Origin of the sequence: Flavobacterium frigidum, from assembly GCF_048286735.1 — a bacterium.
GTDB lineage: Bacteria > Bacteroidota > Bacteroidia > Flavobacteriales > Flavobacteriaceae > Flavobacterium.
Window position 1 is genome coordinate 1 of sequence record NZ_JBLVPU010000001.1, and the last position, 13,645, is coordinate 13,645.

The 13,645-nt window shown below is 30.8% G+C and carries 17 protein-coding genes; 5 read left to right on the forward strand and 12 right to left on the reverse strand.

Annotation, left to right across the window (positions count from 1 at the left end; all coding sequences use genetic code 11):
• The 4 genes from ACNQGO_RS00005 to ACNQGO_RS00015 all read right to left on the reverse strand — a co-directional run.
• A partial coding sequence (locus ACNQGO_RS00005) for a transposase (protein ID WP_417947772.1) occupies nucleotides 1–217 on the reverse strand: 217 nt, incomplete at its 3' end.
• Between the two features lie 153 nt (nucleotides 218–370).
• Nucleotides 371–1,528, reverse strand: a complete 1,158-nt coding sequence (locus tag ACNQGO_RS00010) for a restriction endonuclease subunit S (RefSeq protein ID WP_417947770.1) — start codon at nucleotides 1,526–1,528, stop codon at nucleotides 371–373.
• Nucleotides 1,512–1,679: a hypothetical protein gene (locus ACNQGO_RS15395; RefSeq protein WP_470303441.1), complete on the reverse strand. Its 168-nt coding sequence runs from the start codon at nucleotides 1,677–1,679 to the stop codon at nucleotides 1,512–1,514. Before ACNQGO_RS15395 ends, ACNQGO_RS00010 begins: the two co-directional genes overlap by 17 nt.
• 96 nt (nucleotides 1,680–1,775) lie before the next feature.
• A complete protein-coding gene (locus ACNQGO_RS00015; protein WP_470303442.1) occupies nucleotides 1,776–3,080 on the reverse strand; it encodes a type I restriction-modification system subunit M in 1,305 nt (434 codons plus the stop codon).
• Between the two features lie 515 nt (nucleotides 3,081–3,595).
• Here ACNQGO_RS00015 and ACNQGO_RS00020 point away from each other — a divergent pair.
• Complete coding sequence (locus ACNQGO_RS00020; RefSeq protein ID WP_417983804.1) at nucleotides 3,596–3,895, forward strand: hypothetical protein; 300 nt, start codon at nucleotides 3,596–3,598, stop codon at nucleotides 3,893–3,895.
• 37 nt (nucleotides 3,896–3,932) lie between these two features.
• Here the strand turns inward: ACNQGO_RS00020 and ACNQGO_RS00025 are convergent, their stop codons facing one another.
• The 7 genes from ACNQGO_RS00025 to ACNQGO_RS00055 form a co-directional block, all read right to left on the reverse strand.
• Nucleotides 3,933–5,228 carry a relaxase/mobilization nuclease domain-containing protein gene (locus ACNQGO_RS00025; RefSeq protein WP_417983805.1) on the reverse strand — a complete coding sequence of 432 codons (1,296 nt, stop codon included), beginning with the start codon at nucleotides 5,226–5,228 and terminating at the stop codon, nucleotides 3,933–3,935.
• Nucleotides 5,225–5,560: a plasmid mobilization relaxosome protein MobC gene (gene mobC / locus ACNQGO_RS00030; RefSeq protein ID WP_417947359.1), complete on the reverse strand. Its 336-nt coding sequence runs from the start codon at nucleotides 5,558–5,560 to the stop codon at nucleotides 5,225–5,227. The genes ACNQGO_RS00025 and mobC overlap by 4 nt, the downstream gene beginning before the upstream one ends.
• Before the next feature lie 754 nt (nucleotides 5,561–6,314).
• A complete protein-coding gene (locus ACNQGO_RS00035; RefSeq protein WP_417983806.1) occupies nucleotides 6,315–6,776 on the reverse strand; it encodes a hypothetical protein in 462 nt (153 codons plus the stop codon).
• A 42-nt stretch (nucleotides 6,777–6,818) separates the two neighbouring features.
• Nucleotides 6,819–7,529, reverse strand: coding sequence for a primase-helicase family protein (locus ACNQGO_RS00040; protein ID WP_417947357.1), 711 nt, complete (start codon nucleotides 7,527–7,529; stop codon nucleotides 6,819–6,821).
• Between the two features lie 95 nt (nucleotides 7,530–7,624).
• Entirely contained in the window at nucleotides 7,625–7,858 is a 234-nt protein-coding gene (locus tag ACNQGO_RS00045) for a helix-turn-helix domain-containing protein (RefSeq protein ID WP_417947356.1), read from the reverse strand.
• Nucleotides 7,859–7,991: 133 nt separating this feature from the next.
• The gene (locus ACNQGO_RS00050) at nucleotides 7,992–9,188 is read right to left on the reverse strand and encodes a hypothetical protein (RefSeq protein WP_417947355.1); all 1,197 of its coding nucleotides are present in this window, start codon (nucleotides 9,186–9,188) and stop codon (nucleotides 7,992–7,994) included.
• 1 nt (nucleotide 9,189) lies between these two features.
• Nucleotides 9,190–10,434 (reverse strand): phage integrase SAM-like domain-containing protein, encoded by a 1,245-nt coding sequence (locus ACNQGO_RS00055; protein ID WP_417983807.1) that lies wholly within the window; start codon nucleotides 10,432–10,434, stop codon nucleotides 9,190–9,192.
• Between the two features lie 352 nt (nucleotides 10,435–10,786).
• Between ACNQGO_RS00055 and ACNQGO_RS00060 the strand changes: the two genes are divergently transcribed.
• Nucleotides 10,787–10,984, forward strand: a complete 198-nt coding sequence (locus ACNQGO_RS00060; RefSeq protein WP_417983808.1) for a hypothetical protein — start codon at nucleotides 10,787–10,789, stop codon at nucleotides 10,982–10,984.
• A gap of 113 nt (nucleotides 10,985–11,097) precedes the next feature.
• On the opposite strand, the gene ACNQGO_RS00065 is transcribed toward ACNQGO_RS00060, so the two are convergent.
• Nucleotides 11,098–11,682 (reverse strand): riboflavin synthase, encoded by a 585-nt coding sequence (locus ACNQGO_RS00065; RefSeq protein WP_417983809.1) that lies wholly within the window; start codon nucleotides 11,680–11,682, stop codon nucleotides 11,098–11,100.
• 58 nt (nucleotides 11,683–11,740) lie between these two features.
• On the opposite strand from ACNQGO_RS00065, the gene pdxA reads away from it, so the two are divergent.
• The 3 genes from pdxA to rpmF all read left to right on the forward strand — a co-directional run bounded on the left by pdxA (nucleotide 11,741) and on the right by rpmF (nucleotide 13,633).
• On the forward strand, nucleotides 11,741–12,790 hold the full coding sequence (gene pdxA / locus ACNQGO_RS00070; RefSeq protein ID WP_417983936.1) for a 4-hydroxythreonine-4-phosphate dehydrogenase PdxA: 1,050 nt from the start codon (nucleotides 11,741–11,743) through the stop codon (nucleotides 12,788–12,790).
• A 96-nt stretch (nucleotides 12,791–12,886) separates the two neighbouring features.
• A complete protein-coding gene (locus ACNQGO_RS00075; protein WP_417983810.1) occupies nucleotides 12,887–13,429 on the forward strand; it encodes a YceD family protein in 543 nt (180 codons plus the stop codon).
• Between the two features lie 9 nt (nucleotides 13,430–13,438).
• A complete protein-coding gene (rpmF, locus tag ACNQGO_RS00080) occupies nucleotides 13,439–13,633 on the forward strand; it encodes a 50S ribosomal protein L32 (RefSeq protein WP_007137315.1) in 195 nt (64 codons plus the stop codon).
• Nucleotides 13,634–13,645: the final 12 nt, after the last annotated feature.

A 13,645-nucleotide genomic window follows, 5' to 3' on the forward strand; every position in this document is an offset into this window, starting at 1 on the left:
TTGACATAGTAAATGGTGTTTGGTTTTCCCAATCAAAGTTACCGAATTTTCTAAGCCATTTAACAACAGTTGATCTATTTTGAATGCCATAAGTCTTTGTGGATTCTGTAACTGTAATTTGTCCTCGTTCAATTTCTTGAACAATTTGTAATTTAAAAGACATTGAATAATCTTTTTGAGTCCGCTTCACATAGTGTGTTTCTTCATGTTTTTCCATTAGGATACTTATTGTGTATCGCTATTTCAGGACGGGACAAAAGCTTCTTTTAAAAAACCATCCCAATCTTTTAATGTTTTTTTATTTAAATGAAAATCCGTTAAATGTAAAATTCGTAACATATTTTTATAGTTGTATTATTTTAAAATTTATTTAATCAAGCCTAGTCATTTTAGCCAACAACAAATCCTTCAATTCACCTAGTTTTTGGCTTTCTTCTCGTTTTATAAATATTATCTCAATTATTTTTTTAATTTTTACTTGTGATGAAATTAATATTTCGAAATTGGGCGCTTCAAATATAAAATCTTCAATTGCGTCTTTAGTAATCATACCAACTGTTGTACCTTTAGTTTGCTCTTTAATTCTATTTTGATATTCTTCAGATTTTAAAATTTGAAAAATAAATTCATTAGATAATTTTGAATTATTTATAACTCGATACAAATTAGAAGCAATTACAAGTCTTTTATCACTTAAATTTGTTGGTATCATTGCGGGAAAACCCAATATTGGCATATTCTCAGACTGTTGTCGAGTAGCAATAATAATATCTTTTGAAGTAACAATATGTGTTTCTGGAATATTATCTGAATATAGCCTCATACCAGATTCTAAGAATCTATCAGTAAATGAAACGCAACCCATACTTAATAAATATGAATTCCCCTTTCCAATATCAACACTATTGTATGAAAAACCACCTTTTATTTCTATTAAATCACCTAATCGATATTTTTCCAAAGAATCTTCTGAACTTATAATATTGTTATACATTACTTGAGCAGTTTCTTCCAGTTTACTAATCAATTGGTTGTTTAAGGCAACACGGTTTTGTATGGTGTGGTATTCTCTAATAATTTCTTGTTGTTTTTCTATGGGTGGAATGGGTAATTCTAAATCACAAAATGCACTCCAAGGTAAACCACCTCTAACATCCGCATCTGTATGAAAACAAGCTTCTCTATCAAATTCTGTGCGAGTAAACCACATCATTAAATATTCAGGTAATAATTTTGTAGTATCATTTATTTCAAAAATAGGATAAGCTTGAGAAATTATTGCAGGTTCACTATCATTGTATAAAGCAAGTGGCATTTTTTTATCTCTTCGCACTTGCATGGTGCTGCAGGCAAATTGATTTTTACGGATAATCTTATAATTCTCCATATCCGTTCCAATTGTATTCGCAACAGATTTAATAAATTGTTTAGAAATACTGAGTCCAACAAGATTGGTAACTTTCAAACCCTTATTTCGTTCATCAACAAGCTTTATGAAATCTCCAATTTTTCTATAATTTGATTTCATATCCCAATTCTTTGAAAACGTTCAATAATTCAGTTTTTGATTGCTGCTCTGATTTCAATAAATCAGAAAATTCAGATTTGAGATTTTGCATTTTATCTTCAAAATCAATGTTTTCATCACGGTTTACGAAGGTGATGTACTTGCTAGGCACTAACGAATAATCTTTGGCTTCAAGTTCATCAATAGAAGCGGCATAACAAAACTCAGGAACGTCTTGGTATTTAGATATATCTGTTTGCCAATTATGCTAAGCTTCGGTGATTTCAATAATATTGTCTCCTGAAAATTGAATAAACTTTTTTTCAAAAGGAATTCCAACTTCTCTTAAATCCATAAACAAAATTTCGTGCTGTCTGTCACGATAGTTTCTTACCATATCAGGTAATTGTACTGTTCTGGCTTTCTTATTTTTATTCAAAATCCAAAGTGTTACACTAATATTGGTAGTATAAAACATATTTTGTGGTAAAATTACAATGGCTTCTATCAAATCGTTTTCAATTAATTTTCTACGAATTTTGTATTCTTCGCCACCTCCAGAAAGCGCACCATTTGCCAAGATAAAACCAGCTACTCCATTTTCAGAAAGTTTCGCAACCATGTTTAAAATCCAAGCATAATTGGCATTACTCATCGGTGGAACATCATAACCTCTCCAACGTGGGTCGTCAGTGAGCTCATCGCTTGCTCGCCAATCTTTTTGGTTAAACGGTGGGTTTGCCATGATGAAGTCGGCTTTCAAATCTGGGTGTTGGTCCTTGCCAAAGGTATCAGCAGGTACATCGCCTAAGTTAGCGGCTATCCCTCTAATGGCCAAGTTCATTTTGGCTAGTTTATAAGTCGTAGCTGTATATTCTTGTCCGTAAATATAAATCTCTTTTTTGTTTCCGTGGTGGTTTTCAATAAACTTAATACTTTGTACAAACATACCACCCGAGCCACAAGCAGGGTCATATATGACTCCTTTGTAGGGCTCAATCATTTCAGCAATTAAGTTTACTATGCTCTTTGGGGTGTAGAATTCGCCTTTCCCTTTTCCTTCAGCTAAAGCAAATTTGCTCAAGAAATATTCGTATACTCGACCAACAATGTCCGTTTGTTTGTCTTTGAGCGTGTCAATATTGTTAATGGTATCGAGTAAAGCTGCCAACTTGCTCACATCCATATTCAAACGGGAGAAGTAATTATCAGGTAAAGCGCCTTTTAGAGCCGGATTGTTTTTTTCTATGGTGTGTAAAGCGGTATCAATTTTTAATGCAATATCCGCTTGTTTAGAGTTTTCAATAATAAACGACCAACGTGATTCTTGTGGTAAGTAAAAGATATTGGACATGTTGTAAAACTCCTTCATCTCTAGGAATTTTTCTTTATTATCAGCAATTAGTTCTTTTCTTCGTTCTTCAAATTTATCACTGGCAAATTTTAAAAAGATTAAACCTAATACTACGTGCTTATATTCAGACGATTCTACGGTACCACGCAACTTATTTGCGGAGTCCCATAGTGTTTCTTCAATTGATTTTTCTTTTTTTGCTTTTACTGCTTTAGCCATTTTTAGTTCACTTTTACCTGTTGGTTTGAAATCTTAATTTATTGAAACGTAAAAATAGTATTAAAAAAAAGACTAGCTGTAGACACAAACATTAGCTTATTAAAAGTTTTTAGCTTGTGTGATCCATTCGTCGATTTTTATTAGGAAGCGACTTCTAAACTAGATTACCATTTTGTGATAAATCAAGTTCGTAAATAAAAGCTATTTTGTATGAAATTACCATACCCACTTTTGGTGATTTTTGAGTTTGAACAACAAGAATTTCTTTCACTTTTACTTTATAAATAATAGTAAATGATTACTGAGGATAATTGCGGTAGATAATTTTGATCCATGGTGGTTGACCTATTGAAGGTTAGAATACATAGTAAACATTAAAATTAATAACTTAGATAATACTCTATTTATACGGTAATAAAGTTATTGAATCGTTTGCTGTACAAAATCAATAAATTTGTAAGTTAAAATTGGTTAATTTTGCTTATCTTTGATGGAGAACTATTAAAATGTAAACTATGAAAAATAACGAATTTTCAGAATTCAAAAAGGATTTGCCTTTAAGTGAACCTCAAATCGATTTGTTTGTTTATGAAAATGGAGAATTAATACTAAATCCAGCTACTACAGAAGGAAGAAGAAATGCGATTAATTCTTCTCCAGGAAATAATTCTGTTCAAGTTATTGACGGCTTTACGCCATTTATAGAGGAGTATTGTAAAGGAATTCGAACTGGTAAAAAAGAATTCACCATTGACGTTGAAAGAGTGTATGATAAACATTCTAATCTTGATTTTATTTATAGATTAGATGAATAGCAAAACGGAGTTGACTATAATGGCAACTCCGTTTTTATTACAATCTTCGTTTTCTCTTTTTTAAAGGATTTATTTTTTTTCGATCAATATCAGAAAGGGAATCATCATTTTGGATGGTATCGCTTTGCTGTGTTTCTATAACATCAAAAGTATACTCGTCAAAAGTTTTACTGTATTCAATGTCTATTACCCTATCTTTTTGATCAAGGCTGGATTTTTCCAGATTTTGCAATATAATTACATCGTTAGGATTGCCACGATGTAACTGATCAAAAATTTTAAGGTCAGTTGTATCCCCTATCAAAGATGCGATGCTACGAGCAGTATAATTTTTTCCTATATCTTCACCTGTTATTTTTAAACCGGTTTTTTTATCCGAAAATGATGTACCCACTATCTTACCATTCCTATCCTCTTTAAAATTTAGAGTTATGTTATTTTTTAATAAGATTGTTTTAAGATCTGATAATGTTACTTTTTCGTATTCTGAAAATATAGTATCGAGCTCTTCTTTTATTAATACTTTTGTTTTGTTGTGTGTTTCTTTATTTTTTTTAAAAATTATATCTAGGTTTTTCTTTGTTGGTTTTAAATACAGTGAGCTTGCTTTAATGCCTCTCTGGTTTTGTTTAAAGTCTCCTGTTAAACTATTAAAAACCAATCCTTCCTTAACATAACCTTCCTCGTCTATTACATCTAGCCTTGCGATAACTTGCACATCAATTTTATGGTTGTTCAAATACATTACAAACTCAACGAAACTTTGAATTTGTAAAACCTCTAGAGCATTCTTTATATGGAAATTGAGTTTATCTCTTAGATTAGGTGCATCAGCTAATCTTTCTTGTACCATCACTTTTTGCTTTTGTGAGCTAACACGTGTCAAGTTATGCCGTATTTCTAACTCTCTCGTAACACGCTGACTGAGTCTAAAATTATCTGAACTAGCAATATATTTCCCATAAGTATCTAATTTTGAGGTAACTAAATGTATGTGAGGGTGAATTGTATCATCGTGTTTATATACAAGATAGGGGTGGTCTGAATCAAAGCCAATTCCGATTAGATACTCTTTAGCAATATCTTTCAAAATAGCATCCGTCAAAACCGCATTATCCGCTGGAAGGAAGTTTAGAGATATGTGAGCAAACCTATCTTGACGCTTACTTTTTACGTTATTTCCATAAGCTGCTATAATGTTTTCGGCCACTTTTAGATCATCCATAAATATATTCCCGAAATCTAATACAATTGCTTCTTGAGCTAGTACCTTATTGTTGTTGTATCTGATGAAAGGCTCAAGCTTTGAAAATTTTGTTATATTGGCTATCATTCGGTAAGTAGTTTTTCTAATTCATTTAATAAAGTCCAAAAGTTTCTTATGTCAAGATTGGAAAACTGATTAGTACTATTTGCTTTTTTTGCCAATTGATTAAGATTGTTTCCTATGCGATTTAGTTCAAAAATATATTGTGGGTCTTTATTTGTAGGAATTTGTATCGTTTTATTTGATATCGAATTCATTATAATGCTCTTGATTGCTATGCTATTTAGTAATCCTTTCTCTTGTAGCTTTGTACATTCTGGTTCATTAAATGATAGAACGAGCCGTTTATTTAGTTTTAATTGTTCATTTTTTTTTGGAGCTCCGCCTTTATTTTTCATATAATTTATTTTTAAATTGTTTTAAAAACACGAGTTTACGAGTGTTTTTTTTATTTTATTAACACGGTTTTTTGTACAAAAAAACATACCTTGCTGGCCATTTTTATTAATCAATTTATTAGTTTTAATGAGTGTTTTATAGGTTAGAATTTTAATTAAGTATTTGATTTGCACATTTATATAATTAATTAATTAGTTATTTTATTTTTTATAAATTAATTAAATAGCTATCACATTAATATGACAATGTTGCTTAACATTAATATGATAATGTTACTTAACATTATCACTTTAAGTTTTTTTGAAATGCAGTATGAGTAAAGTAAAAGGAACCATGTAGAACTTTTTTCCTTTTAAGCTTTAGAGATACTTTTAGGTTTAGTTTCTATTAAATATGTTTAGACTAAACTAAACCCCAAGCTTAAAGGGGAAAAAGATGAATTAAGGTCCTCTAATAAACTCTATTTTATTTTGATTGGATTTAAAGGGTTCAAAACTTAAATTTTCAAGTATTTTTCCAATTGGTATTTCCGGTGTTTGTTTTTTATGCATGATGTTTTTATTTAAAAAGTTTAAAAAAGAAAAAAAGTGATGATTTGATGACAAAATACAGTCAGCCTAGTACTGGTGAAGGTTCGTATATCATCTTTTTTTCATCATGTCGTCACTCTTGAAATTCATTCATCATTTTATTTTCATCATTTTATTTTATGATGACAAAATGATGACAGTTTAAAAGCTTATTCCTATTGGCTTAACCGTCTATTTTCATCAATTCATCATTAAAATCAGATAAAAATTTTCGGGTTATTGTGTAGTAGCGCCCCTTAGTTAAATTTTGGTAAAAATTGAGGTCGTTGGTAATACTCACTTTTTGATATTGATTTGAGTTTTTGGCTTGCTCTAATTTCCAATTTTTTCGGATTACGTTTTTGATTTCTACAGGATCATATTTAATCTTAAACTTATTTAAAATGTTTAATAAGTCGGAAAAGCAAAAATCTAATGTTTCAATATCTAAACTTTCAATTGTATTCATTAAAGCATTTGCTAACTCTCGTTCTATTTGATTCGAATTATGCCGTATTAATTTTAATAATGCATTAGTTCTGATTTGCTCTGGTGTAAACCACATTCGGGAATGGTTCTCAGTTGAAAGTTTTCTGTTTGTTAGGAAATACAAAAATGCTGGAATCTCAGTAATTAATTTTTTCAAGAGATAGACATCTTCTTTCTGGTAGCGATTTATTTTAATGATTCAAAACCTGATTTCGTCCGCTTCTACTTTTAAGAACGAGGTCTCTTTATTCGAACAAAGGATAAACTTCCCAAAAAAAGAAGATTCCCTTTTGTCTTTTCCTTTTGCCTCAGTTTTATAAGTATTTGTTGTAGAGAGGTATTTTATGCGTTCAGTGAGCTCATCAGTTTTAAATAATACTTCATCTATGCAGATCAGTAGTTTTGATGTCCAATCACTATTAAAATTTGAAGTAAAATCGCTGTTGGTTAAAAAAGTTAAATTGTATTCAAAAATTTCCTTTAGCCATTTCAGAAAGGTTGACTTACCCGTTGAACGCTCTTTACTGACCAAACAAAGAATTGGTAAAATTTGTGTTGGCCGTAAGTAAATTAGTTGCAAGTAATCGAGTCCAAGTTCAAGCTGCTCTCCAAAAATATGGGTTAGAAAACTTAATGTACTTGTGATATCACCTTCAGAAGGTGATTTGCTAATTTGATGATAGGTGTTGTAATAGTCCTGTACTCTTTTTTTAAAATGCTCTGGGCGATTTTCAGGGAGGCAAATAAAGCCATCAAATTTTTCAATTTCCGCAAGTACATCTTTACCGTGGTCTTGTCTGATCAACTCAGCAGACCAAATGACTAAGATCTCGATAAAGTCTCCTGAAGATAAAGGGTATAGGGATCTCTTAAAATAAGACGTGCCTATTCTTAAATACATGTTTTTCATTATACAAAGTGTTTTTTTGTATATTTGCTAGATATACAATTAGTAGAATTGAACAATACAAAAAGAGCATAGCTGAAGACTGTGCTCTTTTTGTTTTAAATTTTTATCAAGTGTTGATTTCGTGAAGCAACTTGAGTGAGCTGCTTTTTACTAAAGACGGGGAATCTTCCCATTTCAAAATATGGAATTTTTCCTTTTTTCTTCCAATTAATGATCGTCTGAACCGATCTTCCAAATAATGCTGCTACCTCAGTTTGATTCAATTGATCTTCAGGGGCAGGAAATGAGAATAATTCCTCATTTTGTAAGGGTGTAAGTGATGTTGCCATTTTTTCAATGATTTTAATTGATTTTCATTGGTAAAATTAGGCTTGAACTTTACTTAAAAAATTACACAAGTATACACACAGAATTTAAACAAGCTTTAATAAGTTTGTAAGGTGTTTTTTTTGATGTAGTCTTTTAATTCACTGGAGATAGCTTTATCAATATCAACTTTTTTTTCCCATAAAAAACACCTTTATTAGTGTCAAATCTCATACCATGAACATTGTTGAAAAATATGTCTAATAAAAAGGCTAAGTTGTGCATTGATTCATGAAACACCTTTCGTTGCTCCAGATAGTAATTCATAACAATAAAAGCTGAATTTTTTTTAGGTTTTAGCAATAAAGCGTTAAGTGTGCGTCTTGCGCTTATTATTTCAATTTCTTCATATTTTGGATTTTTTTCTGTAAAACAGGAAATCAAAATATCAATATTTTTTCTGTCAATTTGGTTGTCAATTGATTTAAAAAACAAAAAATAACTTTCCACAAGTAACTCTTTGTTTAAAATATTTCTTGGGGTTAATAATTTTTTAATATCGACGCTGAATACTCTTTTGTTAAAATAATCTTCTCTGTCATAAATTATTTTTAGTTCATCTTTTGTAATAAATTGATTTTCAATATTTTCGAAACTGATTTTATGTAAGTCATTAAATAAATTAATTTGAGGAATAAAATCTAACTTTAGTCTGTTAAAGAATTTTTCAGTTATTAAAAAATATTCCCCTTCATGACTTACTTCTAATCTATGCTCTCTATCATCTGATAAAATTCTTTTAAATTTTGATATTGCAGTTTTTTTGTCGTGCAAAAAAAACATTGAGAGTGCATAATTAATTGGGACATGTGCTTTCTTATTACTTTCCTCAATACAAAGCATTTTTTCCCGTATTAGATATCCATTCAATTCTGTATTTATTATTGTATAAACTTCTGACCAAATGCTATTTTCATTAAGTAGAACTTGTAAATCACATTTCTTTCCTATTATGTAAGCCATAAAATCACTTGTACATAATGAAAGGCGCGCTTCTTCTATTTGGTTTAAATAAAATGATTCAATTGCTTCTTCCTTAATATATTTTTCTTTACTAAATTCTGCTAAAAAAACGGGCCAGTTCGAATTGTCTTTTATAGAATCGACTAACGATTCGATTTCTCTATAATTTAAGTACCAAAAAATTAACTCAATAATATTCTTGTATTTGGAAGGATCTGAGGATTCTAAGATTAATTTTAATTTTTCGCCTATTTGTTCATAGACAGTAATGATATTCAATGTATCTTCTGAATTTATAGTTTTTGTTTTTTGTTCTTGAGAAATTTTCATATTATTCGTTTTCAAAATTTAGATTCCATGTGCTTTTCATCTCTTTGTTTTTTTGGAAGTTAGATATATCTACATATCTTTTAAATGATTTTTCATCTTTATGATGAGTCATTTCTCTAAGAATTCTTTCATTCATTCCGAAAATAAGTGAGTTTGTAACAAAAGTTTTGCGGGCCACATGGCTAGTAATTAATTCGTACTTCTTGAAATTTTTAGTAATTCTTTTGGTTCCGATGTGCCTTGTAATAGTAACATCAGAATTTAGTTTGATGATCTCGCAACAGTCTTGGATGTTTTTATTTAGTTTTTGTGAGCTTATTTTGGGCAATGGTTCGTAGATAGTTCCTTTATATTTGTCAAGAATGGCTTTAGCGTAAATATTTAATTCGATCCTATGATTAATGGTTTTAGTTTTTATTAAAGTTAATTGGATGTAATCATCGTAAATGTTTGCTTGATCCATATTTTTAATATCAGAATGTCGCAATCCGGTAAAACATCCAAAACAAAAGAAGTCTCTTGATTTGTTTAATTTTTCATTTTCAAAATCATGCTTGTATAGTTTAAAAAGCTCTTCTTTTTCTAAAAAGATTACCTCAATTTCATTCTCTACTCGCTTTAGTTTTTTGAATTCAATATTATTATGGTATCCACGATCAAAAGACCAGTTCATAAAAGTTTTAATGATGCTGATCAACTTCCCGTAATAATTGTTCAACGTTTTCTTTTCTTCAAAAGCGTATTCCATAAACTTTTCTTCAAATCGTTGGTTTATGGTGTCAAATCGTATGGGGTATTTCGTAAATTCATTAAAATGTTCTAAAAAATTTTTAACGGTTGTATACTTTGTGATAGTGCCTAAAGCTTTTGTGTGTTTAGAAACATTTATAAATTCAGTAAAAGCTTCAAAAAAATCAATTGCAATAGAAACCTCTTCTTTGTCAAATTTTTCCAAAAAAATATCTTCAGCGAATGGGATTTTATTGTATTTGAAAAAATCTTTAATACTATCTAATTTTTCTTTTGCTTGATGGATAGCAGCATTTGATTCTTGATAAGTTTCAAAAAAGGGATTTTTTTTATGGTTTCTAACTACTTCACTTTTTTCATCCCAGTCTTCTAGCAAGGTTTTTACAATCGGGAGATTTTTTCTGATTTTAATTTTTCCTGCGGTAATAACTACTCTAACAGGTATTAAACCGTTTTTATTTATTTTGTCTTTGCGTAATTCAAATAGATAATTCATATTAAAGTTCATTAAAGTTGGTTAAATAGGGGGAGTAAATAGGGGAGTAAATTTAAATTAAAGTTCATTAAAACTCATTAAAATATACATGATAAACCCATTGATAGTCAAATATAAGAGATTATAGTTGAATAAAACAAGCTAAAAAATAATGGTACTCCAGGTGGGACCACAAAAAACCCCTCATATCTGCTGATATTGAGGGGTTTATTTTTTTATTTAAACCAACTTATTCAAAAAAGCGTATCTTTGATTTTACTGATGTGGATAATTTCTACTTATGGTTTAATAAATCTTCCATAAAATTAGTATCTTTGATTCAATGGCAATAAAACTAAACAAACTTTATTTCATGCTCATTTTCCTTTTGGGGATTGTGGATCTTTTTGCTGGGCCAGGAGGTTCTGGACCACCCGCTCCAACTGCAAGAAAGCCACCACCTCCTCCGGGATTGACAATTGATGATAATTTCTTAGTGCTAATTCTAGCTATTTTTTTTGGGATTTATTTTATATACCGCTATCAGCAAAAAACAAAAACTTCAATCTAAATTGGAGTTTTTGTTTTTTATTGAGAATGCCGTATTTTTGAATCGTTTCTATTTAGTTTACACGGTCAGTTAGAGCATCAATCAATTGTCATAATTTTTAAATACAATCGTAATTATTTGTTGTATAATCTGGAAACGTATTTGCCAATTACATCAAATTCTAGATTAACTTTCGTGCCAATTGTGAAGTTTTTAAAAGTAGTGTTTTCGTACGTGTACGGGATAATAGCTACGCTAAACTCATTTTTTTTGGAATCAACTACGGTTAAACTCACACCATTTACAGTGATAGAACCCTTTTCTATAGTGATATTGTTTGGTGTTTCGTCATATTTAAAGGTGTAACGCCAGCTTCCGTCAGTTTGTTCTGCGGCAATGCAGGTTCCTGTCTGGTCTACATGTCCCTGAACGATGTGGCCGTCAAGCCTGTCACCAAGTTTCATCGCTCGTTCTAGATTCACGGTGTCTCCAATTTTCCAGTCACCTAAATTTGTTTTTTGTACTGTTTCGTCAATGGCAGTTACCGTATAAAAAGTATCATTTATTGCGACAACAGTCAAGCAAATTCCATTATGCGCTACGCTTTGATCAATTTGTAATTCCCCTGTAATAGTAGCATTCATTGTAATATGAATATTGCTATTTTCTTTTTTTATTTCTTGGATAACGCCAAGTGTTTCTATTATTCCTGTGAACATTTCTTGTTTTATTTTACTAAATTTGCACTTCAAAATTAGCAATAAATAACGGTATGTCATTATGAAAAAAGCAGAAAATATAATAGTTGGAATTTCTATAGGAGATTTAAACGGTATCGGAAGCGAGGTTGTTTTAAAGGCATTCGAGGATACGCGCATGCTAGAGTTGTGCACGCCTGTTATCTTTGCTAATGTTAAGTTGTTATCCTTTGTCAAGAAAAGTTTTCAATCTGACTCGGTATTACACGGAATTGATAAGCTGGATCAAATTGTTCCCGGAAAAATCAATGTTTTAAATGTTTGGAAAGAGGGAGTCGATCTGAATTTTGGTGTTGGTGATCCAAAGGCGGGTGAGTATGCTGTAAAATCATTTGTTGCAGCAACAAAAGCCTTAAAAGACGATCTTATAGATGTGTTGGTGACAGCACCTATAAATAAATATAATATCCAGTCGGAGGACTTCAAATTCCCGGGTCATACAGATTATTTGGATCAAGAACTAGAGGGTAATGCTCTTATGCTTATGGTTCAGGATAATTTAAGAGTAGGACTGTTGACCGATCATATACCGTTGAGTGAGGTAGCTTCTCATCTTACAGAAGAGTTGATCAAAAGAAAAATTGAAACAGTCAAGCAATCATTGATACGAGATTTTAGTATAAATAAGCCTAAAATTGCGGTTTTAGGATTGAATCCGCATTGTGGCGACGGTGGTGTTATTGGTACCGAAGATGATTTGGTAATCAAGCCAACCTTAAAAAAGTTGTTTGATAAAGGAACTTTAGTTTTTGGACCTTTTGCAGCAGATGGTTTTTTTGGCAGCAATCAATATGAGAAATATGACGCTATTATTGCAGCCTACCATGATCAAGGACTAATTCCTTTTAAAACATTGTCTTTTGGGAATGGAGTAAATTATACGGCAGGTTTAAATAAAATAAGGACTTCGCCGGATCACGGAACTGCTTTTGATATTGCAGGAAAAGGAGTTGCTGATTTCAATTCATTCAAAGAGGCTGTTTATTTAGCAATTGACATTTATCATTCTAGAAATCAATATGCCGAAATCAGTGCAAAGCCTTTGAAAACAAAAGAAAAACAGTTGTGAACAAAAAAAAGTGAATAACATTATTAGATTTACAATAATTTTATATCTTTGCACTCCCGTTACGAATCGTTGTGACAGGGTCAAAATGTTGGTCAAATGAAGAAGACAAAAGAATTTTTAATTCCTTTCATAGGGTTAAAGCTAGGAAAACATCATTTTGAATATCAAATAAGTAATTCGTTCTTTGAAATCTTTGATTATAATGAATATCAAGATTCAAATATCAAAGTAAATGTAGTTTTAGAGAAAAAAAGTACGCTGTTAGAGTTGAGTTTTAAGCATAAAGGTGTTGTAAACGTTCCTTGTGATTTGACAAGCGAAGATTTTGACTTGCCAGTAAAAGGTAAAATGAAATTAATTGTTCGTTTTGGCGAAGAATTTAATAATGATAATGAAGAATTATTAGTATTGCCTCATGGAGAGTTTGAAATAGATATTGCACAATATATCTATGAAATGATAGTGTTGTCAGTACCTCTAAGACGAGTTCATCCAGGAGTTAAAGATGGAAGTTTAAAAACAGAAGCTTTGACCAAACTTAATGAACTGATAGTAAAAAAAGTAAAAAAAGAGAGTAAACAAGAAGAAAATATTGACCCGCGTTGGGACAAATTAAAGCAACTATTAACGGATAAATAATATAGTAAAATGGCGCATCCTAAGAGAAAAATCTCCAAAACAAGAAGAGATAAAAGAAGAACACATTATAAAGCTACTGTAGCACAAATCGCTACTTGTCCTATCACAGGAGAAGCACATTTGTACCACAGAGCATATTGGCATGAAGGTAAAATGTACTACAGAGGGCAAGTTGTTATAGATAAATCTGTAGCTGTTGCTTAATACATTTTAGTA

What these genes read in the sequence shown, in the direction of transcription:
- ACNQGO_RS00025 (WP_417983805.1), bottom strand. Translation starts at nt 5,228, where the DNA reads ATGATAGCCAATATAACAAAATTTTCAAAGCTTGAGCCTTTCATCAGA.
- ACNQGO_RS00010 (WP_417947770.1), bottom strand. Translation starts at nt 1,528, where the DNA reads ATGAAATCAAATTATAGAAAAATTGGAGATTTCATAAAGCTTGTTGAT.
- rpmF (WP_007137315.1), top strand. Translation starts at nt 13,439, where the DNA reads ATGGCGCATCCTAAGAGAAAAATCTCCAAAACAAGAAGAGATAAAAGA.
- ACNQGO_RS00065 (WP_417983809.1), bottom strand. Translation starts at nt 11,682, where the DNA reads ATGTTCACAGGAATAATAGAAACACTTGGCGTTATCCAAGAAATAAAA.
- ACNQGO_RS00015 (WP_470303442.1), bottom strand. Translation starts at nt 3,080, where the DNA reads ATGGCTAAAGCAGTAAAAGCAAAAAAAGAAAAATCAATTGAAGAAACA.
- ACNQGO_RS00075 (WP_417983810.1), top strand. Translation starts at nt 12,887, where the DNA reads ATGAAGAAGACAAAAGAATTTTTAATTCCTTTCATAGGGTTAAAGCTA.
- ACNQGO_RS00045 (WP_417947356.1), bottom strand. Translation starts at nt 7,858, where the DNA reads ATGGCAACATCACTTACACCCTTACAAAATGAGGAATTATTCTCATTT.
- ACNQGO_RS00040 (WP_417947357.1), bottom strand. Translation starts at nt 7,529, where the DNA reads ATGAAAAACATGTATTTAAGAATAGGCACGTCTTATTTTAAGAGATCC.
- ACNQGO_RS00060 (WP_417983808.1), top strand. Translation starts at nt 10,787, where the DNA reads ATGCTCATTTTCCTTTTGGGGATTGTGGATCTTTTTGCTGGGCCAGGA.
- ACNQGO_RS00020 (WP_417983804.1), top strand. Translation starts at nt 3,596, where the DNA reads ATGAAAAATAACGAATTTTCAGAATTCAAAAAGGATTTGCCTTTAAGT.
- mobC (WP_417947359.1), bottom strand. Translation starts at nt 5,560, where the DNA reads ATGAAAAATAAAGGCGGAGCTCCAAAAAAAAATGAACAATTAAAACTA.
- ACNQGO_RS00055 (WP_417983807.1), bottom strand. Translation starts at nt 10,434, where the DNA reads ATGAATTATCTATTTGAATTACGCAAAGACAAAATAAATAAAAACGGT.
- ACNQGO_RS00050 (WP_417947355.1), bottom strand. Translation starts at nt 9,188, where the DNA reads ATGAAAATTTCTCAAGAACAAAAAACAAAAACTATAAATTCAGAAGAT.